The 23469-nt window shown below is 36.8% G+C and carries 23 protein-coding genes; 10 read left to right on the top strand and 13 right to left on the bottom strand.

What is annotated here, in order from left to right; genetic code table 11:
- Positions 1–42: 42 nt before the first annotated feature.
- Together R3E32_02490 and hemL are read right to left on the bottom strand one after the other, a co-directional pair.
- The gene (locus tag R3E32_02490; protein ID MEZ4883579.1) at positions 43–1113 is read right to left on the bottom strand and encodes a HAMP domain-containing sensor histidine kinase; all 1071 of its coding nucleotides are present in this window, start codon (positions 1111–1113) and stop codon (positions 43–45) included.
- A gap of 77 nt (positions 1114–1190) precedes the next feature.
- Positions 1191–2483: a glutamate-1-semialdehyde 2,1-aminomutase gene (hemL, locus tag R3E32_02485; GenBank protein MEZ4883578.1), complete on the bottom strand. Its 1293-nt coding sequence runs from the start codon at positions 2481–2483 to the stop codon at positions 1191–1193.
- A gap of 575 nt (positions 2484–3058) precedes the next feature.
- Here hemL and R3E32_02480 point away from each other — a divergent pair.
- From R3E32_02480 to R3E32_02460, 5 genes are all read left to right on the top strand, one after another.
- Positions 3059–4000, top strand: a complete 942-nt coding sequence (locus tag R3E32_02480; GenBank protein MEZ4883577.1) for a cysteine synthase family protein — start codon at positions 3059–3061, stop codon at positions 3998–4000.
- Between the two features lie 20 nt (positions 4001–4020).
- Complete coding sequence (locus tag R3E32_02475; GenBank protein ID MEZ4883576.1) at positions 4021–4524, top strand: M67 family metallopeptidase; 504 nt, start codon at positions 4021–4023, stop codon at positions 4522–4524.
- A gap of 34 nt (positions 4525–4558) precedes the next feature.
- Positions 4559–4837, top strand: a complete 279-nt coding sequence (locus tag R3E32_02470; GenBank protein MEZ4883575.1) for a MoaD/ThiS family protein — start codon at positions 4559–4561, stop codon at positions 4835–4837.
- 50 nt (positions 4838–4887) lie between these two features.
- Positions 4888–6078: a molybdopterin-synthase adenylyltransferase MoeB gene (gene moeB / locus R3E32_02465; GenBank protein ID MEZ4883574.1), complete on the top strand. Its 1191-nt coding sequence runs from the start codon at positions 4888–4890 to the stop codon at positions 6076–6078.
- Positions 6079–6447: 369 nt separating this feature from the next.
- Positions 6448–7155 carry a transglycosylase SLT domain-containing protein gene (locus R3E32_02460; protein ID MEZ4883573.1) on the top strand — a complete coding sequence of 236 codons (708 nt, stop codon included), beginning with the start codon at positions 6448–6450 and terminating at the stop codon, positions 7153–7155.
- A gap of 93 nt (positions 7156–7248) precedes the next feature.
- Here R3E32_02460 and R3E32_02455 read toward each other — a convergent pair whose 3' ends face one another.
- On the bottom strand, positions 7249–7752 hold the full coding sequence (locus R3E32_02455; protein ID MEZ4883572.1) for an RNA polymerase sigma factor: 504 nt from the start codon (positions 7750–7752) through the stop codon (positions 7249–7251).
- 470 nt (positions 7753–8222) lie between these two features.
- On the opposite strand from R3E32_02455, the gene R3E32_02450 reads away from it, so the two are divergent.
- Positions 8223–9269 carry an endonuclease/exonuclease/phosphatase family protein gene (locus tag R3E32_02450; GenBank protein MEZ4883571.1) on the top strand — a complete coding sequence of 349 codons (1047 nt, stop codon included), beginning with the start codon at positions 8223–8225 and terminating at the stop codon, positions 9267–9269.
- A gap of 16 nt (positions 9270–9285) precedes the next feature.
- Here the strand turns inward: R3E32_02450 and R3E32_02445 are convergent, their stop codons facing one another.
- From R3E32_02445 to R3E32_02420, 6 genes are all read right to left on the bottom strand, one after another.
- Complete coding sequence (locus tag R3E32_02445; protein MEZ4883570.1) at positions 9286–9621, bottom strand: phage holin family protein; 336 nt, start codon at positions 9619–9621, stop codon at positions 9286–9288.
- Positions 9622–9778: 157 nt separating this feature from the next.
- Positions 9779–10255 (bottom strand): Dps family protein, encoded by a 477-nt coding sequence (locus R3E32_02440; GenBank protein MEZ4883569.1) that lies wholly within the window; start codon positions 10253–10255, stop codon positions 9779–9781.
- A gap of 69 nt (positions 10256–10324) precedes the next feature.
- Entirely contained in the window at positions 10325–10660 is a 336-nt protein-coding gene (locus R3E32_02435; protein ID MEZ4883568.1) for a phosphoribosylpyrophosphate synthetase, read from the bottom strand.
- A gap of 717 nt (positions 10661–11377) precedes the next feature.
- On the bottom strand, positions 11378–12400 hold the full coding sequence (locus R3E32_02430; protein MEZ4883567.1) for an AraC family transcriptional regulator: 1023 nt from the start codon (positions 12398–12400) through the stop codon (positions 11378–11380).
- 37 nt (positions 12401–12437) lie between these two features.
- Positions 12438–14054, bottom strand: coding sequence for a hypothetical protein (locus R3E32_02425; protein MEZ4883566.1), 1617 nt, complete (start codon positions 14052–14054; stop codon positions 12438–12440).
- A 43-nt stretch (positions 14055–14097) separates the two neighbouring features.
- Positions 14098–15288, bottom strand: a complete 1191-nt coding sequence (locus tag R3E32_02420; GenBank protein ID MEZ4883565.1) for a DUF5706 domain-containing protein — start codon at positions 15286–15288, stop codon at positions 14098–14100.
- A 21-nt stretch (positions 15289–15309) separates the two neighbouring features.
- Here R3E32_02420 and R3E32_02415 point away from each other — a divergent pair, with 21 nt between their 5' ends.
- Positions 15310–16221 (top strand): YihY/virulence factor BrkB family protein, encoded by a 912-nt coding sequence (locus tag R3E32_02415; protein ID MEZ4883564.1) that lies wholly within the window; start codon positions 15310–15312, stop codon positions 16219–16221.
- 97 nt (positions 16222–16318) lie between these two features.
- Entirely contained in the window at positions 16319–18712 is a 2394-nt protein-coding gene (locus R3E32_02410; protein ID MEZ4883563.1) for an FHA domain-containing protein, read from the top strand.
- Positions 18713–18716: 4 nt separating this feature from the next.
- On the opposite strand, the gene R3E32_02405 is transcribed toward R3E32_02410, so the two are convergent.
- Genes R3E32_02405 through R3E32_02395 form a run of 3 tightly spaced genes read right to left on the bottom strand, consistent with a single transcriptional unit; the run spans position 18717 to position 21560 of the window.
- Positions 18717–19469, bottom strand: a complete 753-nt coding sequence (locus tag R3E32_02405) for a hypothetical protein (GenBank protein ID MEZ4883562.1) — start codon at positions 19467–19469, stop codon at positions 18717–18719.
- A complete protein-coding gene (locus R3E32_02400; protein MEZ4883561.1) occupies positions 19462–19629 on the bottom strand; it encodes a DUF2256 domain-containing protein in 168 nt (55 codons plus the stop codon). Before R3E32_02400 ends, R3E32_02405 begins: the two co-directional genes overlap by 8 nt.
- 35 nt (positions 19630–19664) lie before the next feature.
- On the bottom strand, positions 19665–21560 hold the full coding sequence (locus tag R3E32_02395) for a DUF885 domain-containing protein (GenBank protein MEZ4883560.1): 1896 nt from the start codon (positions 21558–21560) through the stop codon (positions 19665–19667).
- A gap of 67 nt (positions 21561–21627) precedes the next feature.
- Here R3E32_02395 and R3E32_02390 point away from each other — a divergent pair, with 67 nt between their 5' ends.
- Together R3E32_02390 and R3E32_02385 are read left to right on the top strand one after the other, a co-directional pair.
- The gene (locus R3E32_02390) at positions 21628–22242 is read left to right on the top strand and encodes a rhomboid family intramembrane serine protease (protein ID MEZ4883559.1); all 615 of its coding nucleotides are present in this window, start codon (positions 21628–21630) and stop codon (positions 22240–22242) included.
- 10 nt (positions 22243–22252) lie between these two features.
- Positions 22253–22564, top strand: a complete 312-nt coding sequence (locus R3E32_02385; GenBank protein MEZ4883558.1) for a hypothetical protein — start codon at positions 22253–22255, stop codon at positions 22562–22564.
- 11 nt (positions 22565–22575) lie between these two features.
- Here R3E32_02385 and R3E32_02380 read toward each other — a convergent pair whose 3' ends face one another.
- Positions 22576–23415: a hypothetical protein gene (locus R3E32_02380; protein MEZ4883557.1), complete on the bottom strand. Its 840-nt coding sequence runs from the start codon at positions 23413–23415 to the stop codon at positions 22576–22578.
- Positions 23416–23469 lie beyond the last annotated feature (54 nt).

Here is a 23469-nt window from a genome sequence, read left to right as displayed (position 1 = left end):
ATTTACCTGTAAGTCGCTTTGTATAAACCAATAGTTACACCTTCAAGCTATTTTTTTTTCCTCCAATGAATTCAACTGCTTTCTTGGAATGATGCGTGGAACTTCAACAGTAAAAATACTACCGTTTGGCACATTGTCTTCAATCCTTATTGTACCTTCATGAAAATCAACTAATTGCTTGACTATAAACAAACCCAAACCAGTGCCTTTTGCTTTACGGGTATCTTCATTGCCAACTCTATAAAACTTGGTGAAAATCTTTTCTTTTTCAGCTTCTTCAATCCCAATTCCCTCATCTTTCACAATCAATTTGCACGTATTTTTATCTGCAATCAACTCAACATATATTGTAGAATTTAGTGGTGAATACTTAATAGCATTTTCCACTAAGTTGATAATGATTGAGGTAAGTGCACCAGAATCACCTTCCACAAAAATCCCCGGCTCAATAGCAATATTAAAAGCACGTTGCCGTCCAAATTTGTCTTGGATATTGCGTGCGCTTTCCTCCACTATTTTAGACAAGCTTACATCAAATCTAGTAAAAATAATAGACTGGTTTTCAATCTTGGCAGCCATCAAAATATTGTCCACCAATGATTTGAGTCGTTCCGTATCTTTTAATGAATTTTGAAGCAATCGACGTTGTTGATCGAAGTCCAATTTGCGAGTATAAAGCGTTTCGAGCGAAAGTTTGATACCTGCAATGGGAGACTTCAACTCATGCGTAATGGACAACAAAAAATTTCGCTGCTGACGGTGAAGATCCAATTCCTTTTTAATTCCAGCATGAATCTTGTAAGCTCCCCAAATCAAAATCAAAATAAAAAGCAAGCCTACGCCTAAGACAATCAGATTACTATTTTCTCTCTCTGCCAATGCCATATTGTAGCCCGTTGAGCCCAACACATCTTCCGCCTTCAAATTGTTTTCTTCAAAAGTTTTTTCCAAAATGCCAATAGAATTTTGGAAATGTTTGTTACTCGCACTTATATTGTAGTAAATCCACCATCCAAAACCCAAAACTGCATATAGACTGATGGCATAGAAGCTGAACATTGGGCGAGAGGCAAAATCAGATATTTGATTAATTTTTTCTTTAAGCTTAGCCATAGCAATTATTGGTATATTTCTAAATTTGACATTTCCATTACGAAAGTAATCAAACGTCGCTGAAAATCAAAAGCAAATCAAAAAATATTATCCAATGCCTGACACATAATCACAGCAGCTCGCTCCAAATCTTCTGTAGAATGAGCTGAGGATACAAAACCTACCTCATATCCCGAAGGTCCTATATACACACCATTCTCCAACAAATATTGATGCAATTCTTTGAAATAGTTCATTTTACCCGCTTCAATTTGATCTGACCGCTGCACCTTATCCGCATCCGTAAAAGCAATCCAGAAAATGGAACCAATAGAAAACAAATGAAAAGGATAGCCTTTCTCTTTTGCATATCCATTGATAGTATCCACAAATATTTTGGTTTTCTCCTCCAATCCTTCATAGAAATTTTCGGCAAGACATTCTTGTAGTTGCGCTGCACCAGCCGCCATTGCCACGGGATTTGCAGACAAAGTACCTGCTTGATAAACAGGACCATCTGGTGCCACAAAACCCATTATCTCCTTACTCGCCCCATACGCACCAACAGGCATTCCACCTCCTATTATTTTGCCATAGGTAATAATATCAGGTGCAATATTATAATAACCTGCTGCTCCTTCAAACCCCACTCTAAAACCCGAAATCACCTCGTCAAAAATAAGCATTGATTGGTATTCAGTACATTTTGCTCGCAGTAATTCTAAAAATGATTTGTCTTGAAGCAAAAGTCCATTGTTGGCAGGAATCGGCTCCACTATCACCGCCGCAATATCATCTTTATAATCTTCAAATGCTTGACTCAACGCATCTGCATCGTTCAATGGTATCACAATCGTTTCACGAGCAAAAGATTCGGGAACACCTGCTGAAGAAGAAACTCCAAAAGTCACCAATCCTGATCCAGCTTTGACCAACAAATGATCAACATGACCATGATAACACCCTTCAAACTTAATCACCTTATTCTTGCCCGTTGCCCCTCTCGCCAATCGAATGGCAGACATCACTGCTTCTGTCCCTGAACTGACAAATCGTATTTTTTCGATAAAACGATTGTTGGCCAAAATCAATTTTGCCAACTTGTTTCCATACGCTGTTGGTGTACCAAATGAAGTACCTTTCTCCACTGCTTCAATGATGGCAGTTTTCACTTTTGGGTGGTTATGCCCTAAAATCAAAGGTCCCCAAGAACAGCAAAAATCAATATAAGTATGATTGTCTTCATCTGTCATTCGACATCCATCTCCTTTTTTTATAAATAGTGGTGTTCCATTAACAGATTTGAAGGCTCGAACAGGAGAATTGACTCCTCCTGGAAAATACCCGAGTGCTTCTTGATACAACTTTTTAGATTTTATATTATTGTGCATAATAACAAAAAATATGTTTTAGAATTTGAAGATGCAAAAATACTACTTTATTAGGCGAATAGCATTCCACGATTTGCTTTTTTAAAAAAATACAAAAAAATAAGTTCATTATTAGCCACTATATCAAAAAACAACTTATATTAGCAGCTTAATAAAAAAAGAAATTTACATCCTCTCCTATGAAAACAGGTTATACATATTTTTTGTGTTGCTGTTGTTGTTTAATCTGCTATTAAACGGAGAGGATATATCATTGTATGGGATATACCCCAAAAAGCCTTTCCACAAAAAAAATGGAAAGGCTTTTTTTATGCTTCTATACAACCATTCAACCTTTTTATTGTTGATAATTAAATATAAGTAATTCCATCTTCAGGATGGTAAAACAGAATTAAACATGATTTTTTCCTTCACACTTATCGCTAATTATTGCTGCTGCTGTTGTTGCATGAATCGCTACTTTGGTGAAAGGGGAAAAATATGTGAATAATACGCAAATAATCCATCTAAAAAAATAGAGCCTTTTCGCTAAAGTAGTAGTGAAAAGGCTTTTTTTTATGCCAAAAAATTAAAAAATGACTGCAATACAAATATCATCCAATTCTGGATTAATCAAGAGAATCAATGAGATAGAACATCTTATCGGCAATACGCCATTGTTGGAGATTCGCAATGCCTATCGAAAACGAGGTGTTAGAATCTTTGCCAAACTAGAATGGCAGCAACTCGGTAACAGTGTGAAAGCTCGCCCTGCCTTCAATATTTTCAAACAAGCTATTTTGAACGGCAAAATCAAAGCAGGTATGCACCTTTTGGATGCTACTAGCGGAAATACAGGCATTGCCTATGCTTCAATTGGGGCCGCACTTGGCGTAAATGTCACACTTTGTCTTCCCGAAAATGCTTCACAAGAGCGCAAATTGATTCTCAAATCATTGGGAACGAACATCACCTATACTTCTCGCTTTGAAGCAACTGATGGTTCGCAAGTGAAAGCACTTGAAATGAAGGACGCACTTCCAGAACAATATTATTATGCCGACCAATATGCAAACGACAACAATTGGAAAGCACATTACTACACAACTGCCGAAGAAATCTATCAACAAACCAATGGAACAGTCACACATTTTGTGGCAGGTTTGGGAACTACGGGTACATTTGTAGGCACAAGTCGAAAATTGCAGTTGTTGAACCCCAATATTCAGACGGTTTCATTGCAGCCTGAGTTGGCACTACACGGAATGGAAGGCTGGAAACATTTGGAAACAGCGAAAGTTCCTAAAATTTATGATAGTAGCATTGCCAATCAAAATTTGACAGTCGACACTATGGAGTCTTACGAATGGATCAAACGGTTTGCCCGAAAAGAAGGGATTTTATTGAGTCCCTCTGCTGCTGCAAATTTAGCGGGCGCAGTGAAAGTGGCCGAACAGATTGAAGAAGGAGTAATTGTCACCGTTTTTCCTGATAATGCAGATAAATATGGTGAAGTATTGAAACACATTTTTGGATAAAATAAAATATAAAATTCACAATGTCTAACCAACTATTAAACATTACAGAAGAAGCCTCCGAGGTTATGATTGCAGATGCGCTCAATGCTTTTCCCAATGAGTGCTGCGGTTTTTTCTATGGAAGTGAGAATGAAAATGAACGCATCATCACTATTGCCAAGCCTGTAGTGAACAGCAAAGAAGGTGACCAAAGAAGGCGTTTTGAAATATCCCCTTTTGATTATATGAAAGCCGAGCAATTTGCACTTCAAAATGGCTTGTTGCTTCTGGGTGTTTACCACTCTCATCCCAATCATCCTTCTGTTGCTTCAATACATGACTTAGCGAAAGCAATGCCTTACTTTTCGTATGTTATTATTTCGGTAATGAAGGGAAAGTTAAATACGGTTCAGTCTTGGAGGTTGAAGGAAGATGTACGGGAATTTGAGGAGGAAAAGGTCAATATATATAAAATACAAGGAGCGAGGAGTATAGAATCAGGAATTGTTCCTCAAATTGCTTCCGTTTCGGAAACAAAATATTAATACATTAATCAAACAAACATAAACACATAAAAAAATGGCTAAAATAATTATTCCAACACCGTTGAGAAAATTCACAAACGGTCAATCTACTTTTGAATCTGATGGTACAACTGTTCAAGCAGTTGTAGATAGTTTGGTAATAAAAAACGCTACTCTTGGTCAGCAAATCCTTGATGGAACAGGTAATATTCGCTCTTTCATTCGGGTTTATGTTGGTGATGAAGACATCAACGAGTTAGAAGGGGCTGATACAGTGGTAGATGACAACTCAGTTATTAGCATTGTTCCCGCCATTGCAGGGGGAATAAGTTGATAAAACTCAAGTTTAAGGTACAATCTAAGATTAAAAAAACAACAATAAATATGTCATTATTAAACGGCAGAGCAAAAAATATTCAATTCTCAAAAGAGGAATTAGAGCGGTATAGCCGACACATTATCATCCCAGAATTCAACATTGAAGGACAGCGAAAACTAAAGGCTGCAAAGGTGTTGGTGATTGGTTCGGGAGGATTGGGCAGTCCGTTGTTGCTGTATCTAACGGCTGCAGGTGTGGGTACGATTGGTATTGTGGACTTTGATGTAGTGGATGACAGCAATCTTCAACGTCAGGTCTTGTTTTCGGTGGACAATGTGGGACAGCCCAAGGTTGAAGCAGCAAAAAAACGATTGGAAACACTTAATCCACACATAAATTTTATTCTTCACAATCAGCGTTTGACTTCCGACAATGCCCTCGAAATCTTCAAAGATTACGATTTGGTGGCGGATGGCACAGACAATTTTCCAACACGCTATTTGGTGAATGATGCGTGCGTATTGTTGGGTAAACCCAATGTGTATGCATCTATTTTTCGCTTTGAAGGACAGGTTTCGGTCTTCAATTATACAGATGAAAATGGGGAAGCGGGCCCTAACTACCGTGATTTGTTTCCCGAACCGCCTCCTGCCGAATTGGTTCCCAACTGTTCGGAGGGTGGTGTGATTGGCGTATTGCCTGGTATTATTGGCAGTATGCAAGCATTGGAGGTGATTAAGGTGATTACTGGAGTGGGTAAAACCCTTTCAGGACGGCTATTTTTGTACGATGCGGCTACGTTTGAAACTCGCACATTGAAGGTGAGAAGGAGTAAAAATAATCCTTTGACGGGTGAAAATCCTACTCAAACAAGTTTGATTGATTATGTGGAGTTTTGTGATGTCAAACTTCCTGGGGCAAATTTGGAGGAAAAACCTGTGAAAGAAGTTACCGTCAAAAATCTTCAAAGCCTTATCAAAAAAGGCATTGATTTTCAGCTCATTGATGTTCGTGAACCTTATGAATACGAGATTGTGAACATTGAAGGAGAATTGATTCCACTGGGTCAAATTGCAGAGAATGTACACCGAATCGCAAGGGATAAACAGGTCATTATTCATTGTAGAAGTGGCAAACGCAGTGCTGATGCTATTCGTGAATTGGAGAAAATAACTGATTTTGACAACCTTTACAATTTGAAGGGCGGCGTATTGGCCTATGCAAAAGAGGTAGATACGAGTTTGGCGACTTATTAACTGAACTTGAAAGTATCTTTCTTTAAAAATCCTTATTTGTTGATAAGCAATAAATAAGGATTTTTTTATTTACTTCAGTGAAGACTCCTGACTGTGTGATTGATTTTGTGGAAGATTCTGTTGTCTTAGTTGAAGTTTCCCCATTTTCTTTTCAACAAATTATCCACTTCCCTTTCCCTTATTATGCACACTCACCATAGTCAATTAGACGTTCTTGTAAACACTCAATACACCAATCTTCCTATAAAAGCTTCTTTCATTTTTTTTATCCACATTACAGTCAAGTTACAGATTTTCAACTCTTTCGTTTTTAGCGTATCTTAGTGTTGAACGGAAAATTTTATTATTTACTGCTTAAATCTTGGAAGGATGAATCTTATAAAATTTGACAGAAAAAGACTGTATCAGGCGTTGGCCAAACAATATTTGAAGGTGATTGTGGTGTTTATTTTGCTCTCCAATTTTGCGACTTACACATTCAGCAATTGGACTATCCAAAAACACCGCAACAACGAACCACAACGATTGTATTTGCTCGAAACAGCCGAACCATTTGTGTATGATGTGGGCGATTTCGAACAAAAGGTAAGAAGTATATGCCACAAACTACGTGTTCCTCCTGAGTGGTTGATGGCTGTGATGCACTCCGAATCACGTTTTGATGCATCGGTTGCCAACTTCAAAGGGAGCGGCGCAACGGGTTTGATTCAATTTATGCCTACTACGGCCGAGGATTTTGACATTACGACTGCCAAACTCCGAAACCTGAACCACGTTCAGCAATTGGATTATGTGTATGCTTATTTTGATGCCAAACGAAAACAATACAAACAGTATGAAACGCTTACCGATTTGTATTTGGCTGTGCTGTACCCAAAAGCATTGGGAGAAGATTACTGCTACACGCTATATGCAGAGCCTTCTAAACCTTATGAAATGAACAAAGGACTGGATGTCAACAAGGACGGCAGGGTAACGGTACAGGATATTGACCTGTTTTTGAAGCAAAAATATACTACCGCTTATAGTATCAACAAGCCTTCGTTTTGGGGAAATTTAGTGACATCTGTGTGGTGATATTGATATTTTCTATTCAAGAATATTTCTACTACAACAAAAGGGCAGACTCCACTAAGAATCTGCCCTTTTACTTTAGAATTAACTAACTGATTATTTCATTCTTTGATTGAATTGTTTTTTGAGTTGTCTTCTTGCCAAGAAGATGCGGCTTTTGACTGTTCCCATTGGTAAATCAAGTGCCTCTGCAATCTCATCATATTTATAACCTCTAAACCGCATCACGAAAGGTACAGATAAGGTTTTGGGCAGTACATTTACCAATTGCACCAGTTCCTCATAAGAAACTTTCCATTCACCGTCATTAGAGACTGTTTTACCACTATTGATATAAAAATTATTATCAGAATGGTCTAAAACTATGTTGGCTCTTTTCTTACGACGATAACCATTGATAAATAGATTTCGCATAATCGTAGCGCACCAAGCTTTGAAGTTAGTACCTTGCTTGAAAAGATGACCTTTGGTTAATACTTTTAGTACTGTATCTTGGTATAAATCTTGGGCTTCGCTGCTACTCTTCGTCATATAGTAAGCGAAGTTTAACAAATATTTTTCTACTGAAGGAAGTTGTTGCTGAACATAAGATGTTGACATAAATAAGGTTGTTTTTAGGTAAAAAAAATGGTAATGCAAGAAGCCAATAATAGTAGTGTAGAAAAATTTAATTGGAATTGTTTTAGTGATAGAAGTATTTACGAGATTTTTGTGAGTTTGGATTATGAAGATTCAAAAAAATTAAAATAAACAAAAAAAAACATTGGAATCTTGCTAAAGAATAGGAAAGTAATATATCAACTCATATAGGTATTTTAGGTTATGGTAATAGGGTGTTTGCATTATTTTATGCAACAACTTGTATCAATAAAACAAGCTAAGATGAATTTTGTTTATAAAAACTTTTAAAAAAGTGAACTTTTTTGAAAATCCATCCTTCTTCATTTCAAATCAAAGCTATTGATTGTAGTGCATATTATTTTTGCTGCAATTAATGCCGATATTCAATGCTCACAATACTCAAATGTCAAGAATCATTGATGGCGTTGTAAAAAAAAATACATTGTTGCATGAAAACAATCATTATCATTTTAAGCTGGTTATCAGTACTCTTTACGCTTATTCCTTTCGTCAAACGTGATGCTTGGTGGATTAGAGTTTTTGATTACCCCAAGATTCAATTCACTGTTTTTTCTATCGTTTGTTTGTTTCTTTGCTTTCTATTTATAGGCTTCAATACGCCTCATGAATGGTTCTTATTGCTGAGCATGCTTACTTGTATTTTATATCATGGTTATATCATTGTTCCCTACACCTACTTTTTTCCTAAGCAGTCTTTGAATTGTGACTCGAGAGAAGAACACAATAGCATCAGTTTGCTCATTTTCAACGTTTATATGTACAACAAAAAATCTGATGAGTTTCTGCAATTGGTAAAAGAAAATCAACCTGATTTAATATTGCTAGTAGAAACAGATAATTGGTGGAAACAACAAGTTGAAGTATTAGACCAAAATTATCCGTTCAAAATGGAATATCCTGTAGATAATACCTATGGGATGCTACTTTTTTCAAAATATGTGCTTACCGATTCTCATATCAACTTTTTGGTAGAAGAGAATATTCCCTCCTTTCACACCAAAATTGAGTTGCCTTCTAAACAAATGGTTCAATTTTATGGATTGCATCCAAAACCTCCCGTTCCAGGAGAAAGTTTACAATCTACTGAAAGAGATGCCGAATTGTTGTTGATTGGCAAAAAAGTTCGACATCAGGAAATGCCAGTGATTGTTGCCGGCGATTTAAATGATGTTGCATGGTCTTACACTTCAAAATTGTTTTTGAGAATCAGTGAATTATTAGATCCGAGAATTGGTCGTGGTTTCTATAATTCATTTCATGCCCAGTATCCAATGTTTCGATGTCCTTTGGATCACGTTTTTCACTCAAATCATTTCAAATTATTGACATTAAAACGATTATATCGATGTGGTTCAGATCATTTTCCTATTTTTATTCAACTTTGCTATCAAAAGGAGGCTCCTGAGCAACAAGATACTCCCGCTGCCGACAAAGCAGATATTATTTTGGCAAAGCAAAAAATAAATGCTATTTGAACCAAATTCCTATTTTCTACTTTACAAACATTCCCAAAATATAGTTGAGAATGGCTAAAAGGATAGAAAAAACTATCGCTACTCCAAGTCCACTTACAGAAAATCCATCTATTAGGGAATCCGTAAATAAAACCATCGCGCCATTGATTACCAAAAGAAAAAGACCAAGCGTAAGAATTGTAATAGGGAGTGTGAACAATGTAATGATGGGTTTGATAAATGTATTGATTAATCCAAGTACAATCCCTACAATAATCGCTTCTCCATATCCCGCAACAGATACGCCGTCCATAAGTTTTGAAGCCAAAAAAACGGCTAATCCATTCAGTAAGATAGAAATGAGAAATCGCATAAGAATAATGTTTTTAGGTGTTAAAAAATTTGAATAAATTATTCTCAATATAATGTTCTTGGATGGATTTTCCAAATTTGTTAAAAAAAACGAAATGGGAGCAAGAACAATGTTCCTGCTACCCCATTTCTAAATTACACTACTAAATGGCATTGTGTTATTTCTCCAAAAAAGAACGGAGCATCCAGTGTTTTTTCTCCATTCCTTTAATAATATTATTGATAAGATCAATTGTTCCAACGTCACCAATTTCTGATGCCGCTTCGGTACTGGCAACTAGATATGTGAGCAAATTTTCGAAATCGTCCATCACTTCTTCAACCATTTTATCTCCACTCAAATCTGTACCAACTTCTTTTATGGTAGATTTTTCTAAATATTCTTTTAAGGTACTAATAGGTGTATGATTGAAAACTCGGATACGCTCCGCAATTTCATCTATATTCAGTTTTGCCATGTCATACAATAACTCAAAATTTTCGTGAAGATCGAAAAAATCTCCTCCTTTCACATTCCAATGAAAATTTCTAAGCTTTTGATAATGAACATGATAGTTACACAATAACTCATTCAAAGGATTTACTACTTTTGCAGTTTCCTCTTTAGTAAATCCAAGTCTTTTTGCGGTTGTCATACTTTTGTTCTTTGACATTTTTTGTTTTTTAGGTTAAAAAAGGGTTGTGTATATCACTATACCAACAAGTTATTCGTTGCTATGAATCATTTCTTCACTATTCAATTCCACTGCTTTTATAAACTCCACCAACTCCATATCTGCATACATGCCATAAGCGGTTACTATGATACCCTTATCACCGTTCTTGCATTCAACCGCATATACAATTGACATATCACTTGGATTTGATTCACCTTCAAAGCGATGAAATTCAACAATGTGAACATCTTTAGGATATACTGTTTTGTTAGAATCAATGCAAATCATCTCGTTGTTTACTACTTTAAAACTATTGCTAAACCCCCTATGTTGAAGCCCTTCAACAGCTTTAGATAATGTCGAATAAGATTGATTGGTAGCCATAAGTTGGAGAATTTTAAAAGTGATGATAAATGTTCTACTATGGGAGGCGGTCAATATACTGCCATCCATTAAAATTCAGTATATAAAACATGGTTTACTCCTATTGTTATGAGCATTAAATGCAATAAAAGATATATTTTATGTACTTACACTGCCTAAATGATAGTTTTCGGCATACAATCTTATAAAGATTATTGAAACAAGTGACCACTAAAATATACCTAATGGATTAGATTAGCTTGATTAAGAAAATTCAATGGATACTAAAAACTATAATTAATGAAGCAGTATAAAGGAATTACCATAGTAGGATTATTAATAGGTTATGATATTAAAACACATCAACTAATTTTTTGTTTACCTCGATATACAATTTAATAAAATAAAATTATATTAATGTAATAATGTCAAAGAACTAAAAAACGGCTTTTGTCAAATTAAAAAATTATTGACAAAAGCCTTGTAATAAGGTTTTTAGGAGGGTTTTATGAATTAATGAAAAAAATCGATAGGATTGCCAAAAAGTAAATCTCAATATTATTTTTCAACCTACTCCAATTGTTTTCTAATGAGAAAATATATCTTGATGTTACTCAAAAAATCCTTGCTACATTCCGTAATCTTTTCATAAACCAAAGATAAATACAAATGTAGAATAACTCACAACCCAATCCGAACACATTGTACCTCAAATAGAATTACTACTACTATGAATTATTATGTTGTAATCTCAGTCATCACTTTTTTAGCATATTCTTTGGGTTGAACGCCATATTTTTCCTTGAAGCATTTAGAAAAATGACTTGCATTGGAATAACCCACCTTTTCCGAAATTTCTCCAATATTAAAGCTTCCTTCTAATAACAGTATCTTGGCTTTGCTCATTCGATAGTTCCTTAGATAGCGATTGATTGTTGTACCAAATACCAACTTGAAGCCTTGCTTTAGCTTTTGTTGATTGATACCTGCCAAGCGTGCCAAATCTGTAATTTTGGGCGAATCCTGAATATCTTCGACCAAAATGTCTCTCGCTTTCACTATTTTATCTACATCATATTGCTTCAACAAAACACGCTTCCCTTCAAAATTCATATCATCATCATATTGATTTATTTGCATAGAAAGCACCTCCAATGTTTTGGATTCCAAAAAAATACGCCGCACCATTCCTGTATGTTCACACTGATTCATCGTATCTAAACTTTCAGATATGACATAACTGTAATTGCTTTGATGCAGAAAAGAAACCTCTCCATCAACATCCGACAGTAGTTTTGAAAACTGTTCAGGCAAATCAGGCAGATTGCACTCTATTTTATTAATGTATTTTGCTCTATCTATTTGAATAATCGTAATCAGTAAAGGAATATTTGAAGGAAATCTAAATCGCTCTACTTCATCACATTTAGCACAAGCAATCGATCCCATGTAGGTATTCAATTGGTATTGTCCATTTTCTCCCATTGAGTGTACAACTTCGCCCAATGAACAGTAAATGAGTCGAAGAGGCACACATTCTGAGTTTTCGTACTCAATACTCATCATTTCATACAAAGTACAATTGAAAGTCAATAACTTTACGCCATCATTGAAATGAACAGCTCTAATTTCTCCTTCTCCCATTTTTTCAGGTAGCTTCAATATAGCTTCATCACAATCTATATTGTAATCTACACTCGCTATACCCGCAATTTTTTGTACTACTTCTTGTGAGTGATATGAACTTAAGACAAATTCCATTGATTGAGTTGTTAATAGTAAAAAAAGTCGAAATATACTACTTTTTTTCTAACAACTCAACCTCCATCATTTTATCTTCTTTTACATAACCCACTTCTTGTTCATCAATGTACACAACCAATTTATTACCTCCTTTTCGTACAATTGAATTATTTTCAAAACTATCCAAACCACTACCGCCAGATAAAAATAAATTTATACCTTTAGATACCTCTCCCGATACTTCAAAACAATCATTACCACCCAGTCCATATAAATGAATCTCATCAGTTTCTACACTATAAAAAATCCTCTCATAAAGGATTCTTCCTTTCTTTCCATTTTCATCCACTGCATACATTTTCAAAGATGTCTGCTTATCATCCAAGCGTTCCACTTCAAACCATTCCTGCTCATTGCTGCCAACCAATACAGCTTTCTTTGCCAAAATTTGATAAAACTTCACCGCATAATCCACCAATCCATTCCTCCTACTCTTCAATTTTTCTATGATTTCTTTACCCGAAATATTAAAAATTTGTTCAGGCAATTGCCTAACAGCCAGTTCAATAATAGAATCTGTTAATTCTTGTTTGACTGAATCTGAAATAAGTTTCCAATCATCCATAGAAAATTCATTCAAAAATGATTGATCCAAATCTTTTGCCTGCATCGTCATTCCCTTCACATCGTTTACTTTCCCTCCAAAATGTTTCATTTTACGCATAGCCCATTTCCGAGTCGTCAGCCACGGTAGTAAACCTTCAAACTGAACAAAAGCTTGATCCCTATCTCTTGGCACAGGACGGTAAATAGCGTATGAGTCTTTTTCAAACTCTGCCCATCGCCATTGATCTTGATGCCGATCCCAATCTCCTATCAACATGTCCAACAACCTCGCTCTTGCATACATCCAAGCATCTACTTTATCTTCCTGATTTTCATGTAGTTTCTCAAAGAGTTTATCAGTGCTTACCACATTCTTAGAATAACCAAATCTTGAAAAAGCAGACAAATCATCATCCGGCCGAACCTCCAACATTCCCAACATATCCCCAAAAGATTCCCTGTATTCTCCCAAATAATCCGTTGCAGGCAAATAATAAATTGTTGGAGTAGTATGGAATATACCCACTGCCTCTGCTAAATAGGGAACGACCAAAAAACCATACGGATGCGCCGAAGAAATACCATCTTGTAGAAAATTCTCCACAAAAGTACCTTGAAATACAGGCTTCAACGCCCCACCAATATCTTTGTCAATAGACCGAAAAGTGTATTCTACACTATCCTTACTAATGAAACGAAGCGATTTGGTTTGCATTCCACCTCCTTTTTTGATAGGTGTCAAGCCACCTTTTGCAGTTGTAATATCCAAACAAGGCACTTTGATAGGAGTCGCCCATTCTTTTCGATAATGTTTACCAAAAAATAGACATCCAAATTTACTACGCTTGTATTTTGTACTGCCTACTACTATGGTGCTGTCACCCTCTGTTGCAGCCTTCAAGGAATCCGTGATAAGCGTTGCATTGTCTAAATCATGTTTATCTAATTCAATACTTCCTTGAACTGTTGCAGTTAATAAAAATAAGCTCCCCAATATGGCAATAAGGCACACAAAGCAGAAGCGTAAACGGGTAAAAAAGCGGAAAAATATAGTGGAGTTAAACATAAAAAAACATCAATGATTTAGTTGAAAATTTTAATATATTCACTTACGTAGTAGTATAAATAAAAATAACAATAAACGTAAGCACGCTGATTACCAAGCCTCCCATAAAGGTATTGTAAGAAATTCGCAGTAGTTTATACTTTCTTTCCAAAACCAAACCCAGATAATAAATATCAACACTCATGTTGTCATACAGTAGTTTCTGGTCCATCTTGAAGTTATTCAAAAACTCTACGAATTTCTCCAATGGTATCTGCGTGAAATTACCAAAAAACAAAACACTCGATTTTCGTTCCTTCAATTTCTTCTCTGTCATCGTCTTTTCCGTCACCTTTGGACGAGCTGAAAGTACTGCAAAAACTACCGAAATAAGTGAAGCCACCAAAAGAACCATGATTGGAACAATGAACCGATACCGTTCTATCATCATGCTACTCGAAATAGTGAATCCCGTTCCTGCAAAAGTAATGATAACCGACATGATGATTGTGTTGATACTAATCATCATATTAGCTTTTGCATCTGCAATCGAACTCAAGTTGATATGGTTTCGATATGTTGCTCTATACAACGTTTCAATGCCCCGACCAAAACTTTTTCCTGCTTTTTTCTTTTTGCGATTTTGTTTCGACTTCAGTAAATTACCATGTTGTTTCTTGATATTTTTCGCTCTTCTTGAGCTAAACTTTTCGACTGCATATTGAGTAAAAAACTCGTTGTCCAATAAAAAATCCAACTCAATCTGTTCCCATTCTGAAGCAGTGTGGCTTTCACCTAAATTCTGCTCCACTTCAATCCGAAGCAAAGTTCCTTTCCTAAAAAAATCTTTCTTACCAATGTGCATTAAATTCGCATCGTGTAGAATCTCCTGCAATAGATTACCAGGATGGTCTGTTAGTGAAGAATTGCGAATCAATACCAACACCCTATCCAATTTTTCTTTAGGATAGTCCAATTCCATTAAAAAATCTTCGGCAATAATTATACTTTCGTTATCATGGTCTCTATAATCCGCCATATAACCTGTATTTTGGAAGCACGCTGCCAGCATCAATATTTCTTTATCTCTTTGGGATAATTCGTAGTATTGTGCCATATCTTCACATACATCTAATATTTCCAGTGTATGGTTGTAAGTATGATAAACTAATTTCGTAGAAGATTGTTTCTTAAACAATTGGTTAATATGCTGTTTTGCTTTTGATAAAACATCTATTTTTTCAGTTTTTGCCATTATTGTATTATTTTCTTATACATGATTCGATACTTAAAAAACTTCTATTCTTTTGCCTTAGAAGTAATTGACGAGGCCATTAAAGATAACATTCTATCTTTAGGTGCATCCATTGCCTATTTTACTATGTTCTCATTTGGGCCCGTCATCGTTATCACCATTGCATTGGTTAGCATTTTTTTTGGTGAAGAAGCCATTCGTGGCAACATTTTTAATGAACTCAATTCCTTATTAGGAGCCAAAGCAGCCATCCAAGTACAAGCATTGGTTGAAAATGCCTACCGAAGTGGCTCATCTTACAGTGCCACCATTATCGGAATTGGTACTTTCTTCTTTGGAGCTACTGGCGTTTTCGTAGAACTAAAAGGCGCACTCAACATCATTTGGGGAGTGAAAGCAAGTCCTCGAAACGGTATTATTCAATTTGCCATTGACCGTTTTTTATCTTTTGCCATGGTTATTTCCATCGGATTCATACTACTTGTAGCACTCATTATCAATACCTTCATTGCAGCTTTTAGTGAAAAAATATTGACCATCATTCCCGAAATTTCGGAAATTTTATTAACTATTTCAAGCATTTTATCTTCCCTCATCATACCCAGTTTTCTTTTCGCCATCCTCTTCAAAGGTTTACCTGATGCCAACGTCAAATGGCGTGATGTCTGGATCGGTGCTTTGTTCACAGGCGTTCTGTTTACCATCGGCAAATCCCTTATTGGATTCTACATCGGCAACAGTGAGATTACCAATACTTTTGGCGCAGCAGGCTCTCTCGCCGCTTTGCTAATTTGGGCCTACTATGCCGCTCAAATCGTACTTCTGGGAGCAGAATTCACCTACGTCTATGCCAAACATTTTGAGACCAAAATTGAAGCATCGGAGTACGGAATACGGGTAAAGCGAATTGAAAAAGAAATCAGAACCAAATAACAGCCTAAAAGCAAAATTTAAAACCCAGAAGTCCTATAATGTTTAAAATTTCGCATAAAATTGTTGATTGAAGATTATTATTGCTTATTATTGCTATATGAATAAAAAATTTGCCAGAATACTACTCTACAAAGATGGAAAGATTCAACGCCGATTGGTTGTTCGCCAAAATCAATCTGCACCAATAACCATTGGCAAACAAGGATTTGGATCTATCATAGATATTGAGGAAAGATTTATTTCGAGAAATCATGCACGCATTGAAGTAAGAGAAACCTCTGAATTGTGGATTCAAGATTTGGACAGCACCAATGGCACTTTTGTCAATGGAGAACAAATTACTGCACAATTATTGAAGGATGGTGATGTCATTACCTTGGGATCGAAAAGCGTTTATAAAATTGCTATTGAAATGCTGAGTCCCAACGAAATGATAGAAGAACCAAGCTACACCGAACAAGTTGATAATGACCCCAAAAGCACTTCTTCCCATAAAAATAGAGAATACCTAGCCTCCGACATCATCAATGTACTCGACCCAAATAGCACAGGCGACTTAGCTTCCATGCTTCGATTCAAACCCGAGATAGTCATTGGCCGCTCCAAAGAATGTGACATTCAGTTGGATCAATTAACTGTTACTCGAAAACACGCTGTCATTCTCAAAAAATCTGAAGACTCCTACATTATCAAAGATTTGGGATCAAAAAATGGCACTTTTGTCAATGGCGCTCGTATCAAACCTCAAATTGAAATAAGTATTTCTAAAGCCGATGACATCAACATTGGAGCTTATAAATTTAGATTGGGCAAACCTGCCGAAGATATTCGTAAACATAAGGCCATCATTGTAGAAGGCGTTACGAAAACTGTCAATCGAGGTAAAATTACCATTTTGCGAGACATTAGTTTTCAAGTAGATGCACAAGATTTTGTGGCAGTCATGGGGCCTTCAGGTTGCGGCAAATCTACCCTGCTTAGGGCTTTGAATGGAGATTTTCCAGCTTCAGAAGGAAGAGTCTTTATTCACGATATGGAACTGTATGGAAACTACGATTACCTCAAGCGACTCATCGGATATGTGCCTCAAGATGACATTGTTCACAAAGAACTCTCTGTCGAAAATTCCTTGTACTATGCCGCAAAATTGCGCTTGTCTTCCGATGTGAGCAAGGAAGATATTTGGGAAAAAATCAATGATGTATTGACCAACCTCAACATCAATGACCCCGAAATCAGAAAGCGAAAAGTAGGTGACTTATCTGGTGGTCAGCGAAAAAGAGTGTCTATTGCAGTAGAATTGCTAACCGATCCGTCCATATTATTTTTAGACGAACCTACTTCTCCCCTTGACCCAGAAACCATTGAAGACTTTTTACTATGTGTCAAAGACCTCACCAAAAAAGGAACAACGGTGATGATGGTGACACACAAACCCAACGACTTGTACTATGTGGACAAAGTGATTTTCTTGTCAAAAGGTGGTTACATGACTTACTATGGCGGAAAAGAAAACTACCTCTCTTTCTTCAATGCCAAAAATGTGATTGAAGTCTATTCCAAAAATGGAACGGTCGAACAAGGGCATTTGTGGGCAGAAAAATGGAAACAAACCCATCAAGAAACGGATCTTGGACAAACAGCCAACCAAGAAATTGAAAGGAGGCAGGATGCTTCGATGCTTAGTCAATTTTTTTGGCTGACCGTCCGCTACTTCAATATCAAAACAAGTGATGCAGCCAATACACTGATTCTCTTAGCACAAGCTCCCATCATTGCAGGACTGATTGCCTTGATTTTTGAAGAAGTAGAACTGAGTGTACTTTTTCTGATGTCCGTTTCTGCAATATGGTTTGGAACGAACAACTCAGCCAAAGAAATCGTAGGTGAACTCCCGATTTATCGGCGTGAGCGAATGTTCAACCTCCGCACACTTCCTTACATTTTCTCCAAAATAGTCGTTTTGACTTTTTTCTCAGCGATTCAAGTCTTGATTTTCGTAGCCATTATTTATTACCTCGTTGGGACAGACGCATTGACGTTTACGGCTTATTGGGACAATGTATTTTTGATGCTCTACCTCTGTTTTTCAGCCACTTTGCTGGGTTTGTTGGTGTCTGCATTGGTCAACAATACCGAAAAAGTCATGACTATTATTCCGATTGTTTTGATTCCACAAATCATGCTGGGCGGTGTGATGGCAACGATTCCTTCAAAAAGTGCCGTAGAGTTTGCGAGTTATACCATGCTATCTCGTTGGGGGACAGAAAGTTTCGCCTACGTCCAAGACTCCATTCGCTCTTATATGGCATTGCCTACTCAGCCCGATTCATTGGTATATCGAACAGTTGATGCTGTTGAATTTCTAAATTTACCCAATACGCTTGAATTAGCTCCCGAATTGAGTTCCAATTTGTGGGCCATTACGGTATTAAATTTAGTGGTATTTTTGGGTATTGTGTGGGCATTGAGGAGGAAGGATAGTGTGTAAAAATCTATTGCACAAACTCCCATTGTGCATCCTCTTCCACATTCGTAATCGTAGTCGTTCGGCGAATACAAGTCCCAATCGTTGTATCAACCACAGGGTTGGATATTTGTCGAATCGTGTCTTGAATCAAAGATGCATATTCTATCACCAACTCCTGATGTGCCAATCTCAACAAATTGAAAGTGCGGTCATTGTAACTAATAGGTGCACTCGTTGAAGCAATGGCGGTCACATCAATCAATGGAAAATTGACAAATGTTACCGCCGATTTTTCTTGATTGTCATTTCGCCAATACCATGTATTGTCTTTCACACTGAATCCACCATCAATCTGTTGCTGCGAACCATTGTCGAAATAGCTATAAGTTCCATCACATTTATATGTTCCTTTTTTATCAATATCCAATGTATAATGAATGTCAATATCATACAAAAACGTTTCACCTACTCCTGCTGTTGTATTGCTAACAATGCTATTCAACTGCTGACCTTCAAACTCGTTGTTCACCGTTTGATTTTTCGTTTCTGTTCCTGCTATACCCAGCGAGTCACAGGCCGTATTGTTAAAGTTGATGCTCGTCTGAACCACATTTCGTTCGTCCAATGTAAATTTTTTTAATTTCCATTCTCCCGCCAAACGGTCGGTACGTGTTCGGAAACTCAAAAGAGGATCGTCACTCCCTTTTTTCAAACATGCTACCATCATTGGAGTCCACAACACAAATAGCAATAACTTTAGTAAATCCTGTTTATTCATTGATTTTAATTCGATTAGTATCATTTTTTTTGGAGCTACACCCCTTGCTGCAATATTTCACCTCCTCCCAATCTTTCGCCCATTTTTTGCGCCAACTGAAAGACCGTCCACAAACCACACATACTTTAGTCGGAAAATCTTGTTTTTTTCGTTGCTTCATTTTCCTATTATTTTACATTTTCTGACACCCGCCGTCTATCGCCCATCGTCTTCTGTTCGTATTTTTTCGTTAGCCATCAACTTACGAATCTCCTTCACAGGTGCGCTTCCAAAACTCAAAAACTGCTCATGAAATGCTTTTAAATTGAAGTCTGCTCCCAGTTCTTTTTTCTTTTCCTCTCGAAAATTGTAAATCTCGGTCAAACCTGCAAAATAGCTGCAAAGTTGCACTTGACTCAACTGCGCTCTTCTCCATTTTTCCTCAGCTTCCGTTTGTTCTTGAAATGCCTCGTGAATCAACAATTCCATTGCATCTTCCTGACTCATTTCCAACACATGCACCGAATAATCCAAAATCGTATTGCAGACTATCCGCAAATTCCATTTGTAGTACATCAACCACATTTCAGGTGCATTATCACCATAACCTTCTTCCAACATCATTCGCTCGGCATAACAAGCCCAACCTTCAATCATTGCCCCATTACCAAAAATACTTTTCACCAAACTAGGCGACTGATTCGCATAAACCAACTGTGCATAATGTCCTGGAATTGCTTCATGTATGTTCAAGATTTGCAGCATATAGTAGTTGTATTCCTTCAAATAACTTTCGGCTTGCTCATCGGTATAGTGGTCGAGAGGAGTTACATTGTAGTAAGTCGCCGCATCTTTATCAAAAGGTCCTGGGGCAGAAATCGAAGCTCCTGCTGTGCCTCGCATATATTCGGGTGTTGCTCTCACCTCCAATGGTTTTGAAGGGTCAAGGTAAAGCAAATCTTTTTTCTTTACAAAATCAACCAATTCAGGCAGTTGTTTTTCGATAGACGTTATAAATTCACCACGTTTGACGTGCTTTTGCGAAATTATATCAATCAACATTTCGACCTTCATCAATTTATCCTCTGGCGCATTTGTGGAAGGAAAATACTTTGACCACAACTTGTCTGCAATCCCAAACATTTTTTGGTGAATCGCCACTTTTTCTTTCACTGCAATATCGTACAACTCACTCGCAGAATAGCCCGATTGAATGTCGAATTTGAATTTTTCGTCATACAGTTCTTTCCCAATTCTGAAACTACGAACATCTGGAAAATTCTCTAAAGCAGGCAGTAGTTTTTTGTTCAAATATGAGTCAAACATCTCAATTGAAGTAATTGCTTCCTCCAGACGTTGGTAAAAGTTTTCCTTAGATATTTTCTCCCAATCTTCTGGTTTGGCTTCTTTCGCCAAGTTCTTAATTTTGGTATTGAAGACATCCAAAGTACCTCCTATTCGATAGACTGCCAATTGTGTGTGTTCTAAAGTAGGATCTTTGATATTTGTGATAGCAGCTTTGTAGTAGGCGGGTACATGCTGCATTTTTTCATAGAGTTTTGCGATTCTTTTCGATGCAGAGATTTCATCGTCACTAACCAAACGATCAAAGCTTCCTCCAATGTTGTAAACAGAAGGATTCCATTCAAAGCTGCGAAACGTTTGACTATACCACAAAGCGGACTCCAATTCATTCTTGATCAAAGCATAATCTGTTTTGTCCTCATTCGAAAATTGTCGAATTCCCTCCAATGCTTGTAGTTCTTTCAATAATTGCAGGTAGGTTTTTTCACTGCTTTCCCTCTCGCTTTGACCCAAAATAGTCATTTGTGTGTCATAATCAGACAATCCTAAATAGGCAGCGTATTCGGGATTGAGTGACCAATAAGTTTTGAAGAAATAATCTTTGTATTCTTCAAAAGAAGAAAACTTTTGACTCATTCCATCACTCTTTTTTATACCGCCCATCTGTCTCATGTTAATACCGTCACTGTTCGTTTTCATGCCTCCTTTTTTGCCAGGCCCAAACAATATGGTTTGGGCATCTGTCTTATTGATGCTCGTAAAAAGCAAGATAATTGCTAAAAAACACCCTATATGGAACTTATTCATTTGCAAAAGAATTTTTAAATAGAAATATTTGGCGAAATTCGTGTTATTTGCAGTAAAAACAAATTTTATGCTGACCCTTTTTATTATTGGCCTCACAGGTATTGTTTCTTTTCTTTGCTTCAATGACCCCGTATTGAAGCAAAAGTTGCTCTTGTACCCCTACGATATGGTGCGAAATAACAACTATTACCGCTTCATCAGTTCGGGTTTTGTTCATGCCGATTGGATGCACTTGCTCTTCAATATGTGGGCTTTGTATCTATTTGGAGGAATGGTTGAATCACGTTTTGGTGAATACTTCGGTGGAATGGGGATAACGCTGTATTTGCTGCTATATTTTGGCGGAATGGTAGCTGCGAGTTCGGTTTCTTTTATGAACCACCGAGAAAATCCTGCTTATCGGGCATTGGGTGCATCGGGTGCAGTATCAGCCGTCTTGTTTGTCGCCATAGTCTTTGACCCGTGGATGAGTCTTATTATTTTTCCCATTCCTATTCCTATGCCTGCCATTGTGTTGGGCATTGCATACTTGGCGTATTCTTATTGGGCTGCTAAACAAGGCAGGGACAATATTGGTCACGATGCCCACTTTTACGGTGCATTGTTTGGAGTCTTGTTTATCATTGCTTTTAGGTATGAAACTGCAATTGAGTTTTGGAATCAGTTGATGGGCAAGTTTTAAGTAAAAGACGGTGAAAAAAATACTTGTTATTGGGAGTGGCGGCTCGGGCAAATCTACCTTATCGCTTCAACTTCAAAAAATACTACAAATTCCTCTTATTCACTTGGATGAATACTATTGGTGTGCGAATTGGGTCGAATCTACTAAGTCTGAATGGGAACAAAAGGTCAGACAGTTGATGGAAGGTGAAACGTGGATCATGGATGGCAATTATTCCAGCACTTTGGAACTGAGATTGACCAAAGCTGATACGGTCATTTTTCTGGATTTTCCGAGAATAAAGTGCATCACAAAGGGTGGAATAGACAATTGTAAAAAATAAATATTTATTTTTTAGTTACAACATGAAGGACACGCTTCTTTCAATGATTTCATTAGTACAGATTGATTGTTAGGGTTTTCTTCAAATTTTTTCCATTCAGGCAAAATGTGTGTTTCTATCCATTTCCATCTTTCCTCAAAATTAGCAATATTGTCGCCTGGAAATTCTTGATTGTCACCTGGTACTGGTGATGTTAAAAGATTTCCTTTAAAAAATGTTATAAGATCAGAATCAAGTGTCCACCAAATACTCGAATAAGGACTATACATAATAGGTTGTAATATTTGACTTTGCTCATAAAAGAGCAAATCTTTATTTCCTTCCCAAACATCACCTTGTTCGATTTTAGCCCAACCATAATAAGCTTCCTTGCTAATTTGACCAGCACAATATAACTTTTCGATTTCAGCTATTCCGTTCTCTTGAAAAGCCAAATGTTGCCAGAATAAATCTTCATATACGCTTCTATTTCCTTTAAATACATCATCTTTCAAATCAGTTCCAAAATCAAAGTCGTCTTGACTCTCTCCTACTTTCCCCGAAACAATAGCTGCTAACCCTGCCCACTTAAATTTTTCAGGGTTTTGTAAATATATTTGAGCATAAGAGCAAGTAATGGATTGATTCTTTATAGTAGAATTGGGAAAAGATTGCAAATATCTTCTTGCCTTATCTTTCCAAGATATTGAGGAATCAATATTGGAATTACGAGCTAAATCACCACAAGGTTTTACAGGTACAGGAGAAATCCCTATCCTTTGTCCCGACCTATTGGCAGGAGTGGCGATTGTAGCACTTGGATTGAATACTACTTCTTTGATATTATCCGTATTGTCATTTATTGGTTTCACACTACCCTGAAGTGCGAGAATTTAAGCTTACACTCCCTTCAAAAGGAACATATA

It is taken from the genome of Chitinophagales bacterium, from assembly GCA_041392475.1.
In the GTDB taxonomy this organism is placed as follows: domain Bacteria; phylum Bacteroidota; class Bacteroidia; order Chitinophagales; family UBA2359; genus JAUHXA01.
The sequence above is the reverse complement of the archived record's forward strand: the minus strand, read 5'-3'. Positions and strand labels throughout refer to the sequence as shown.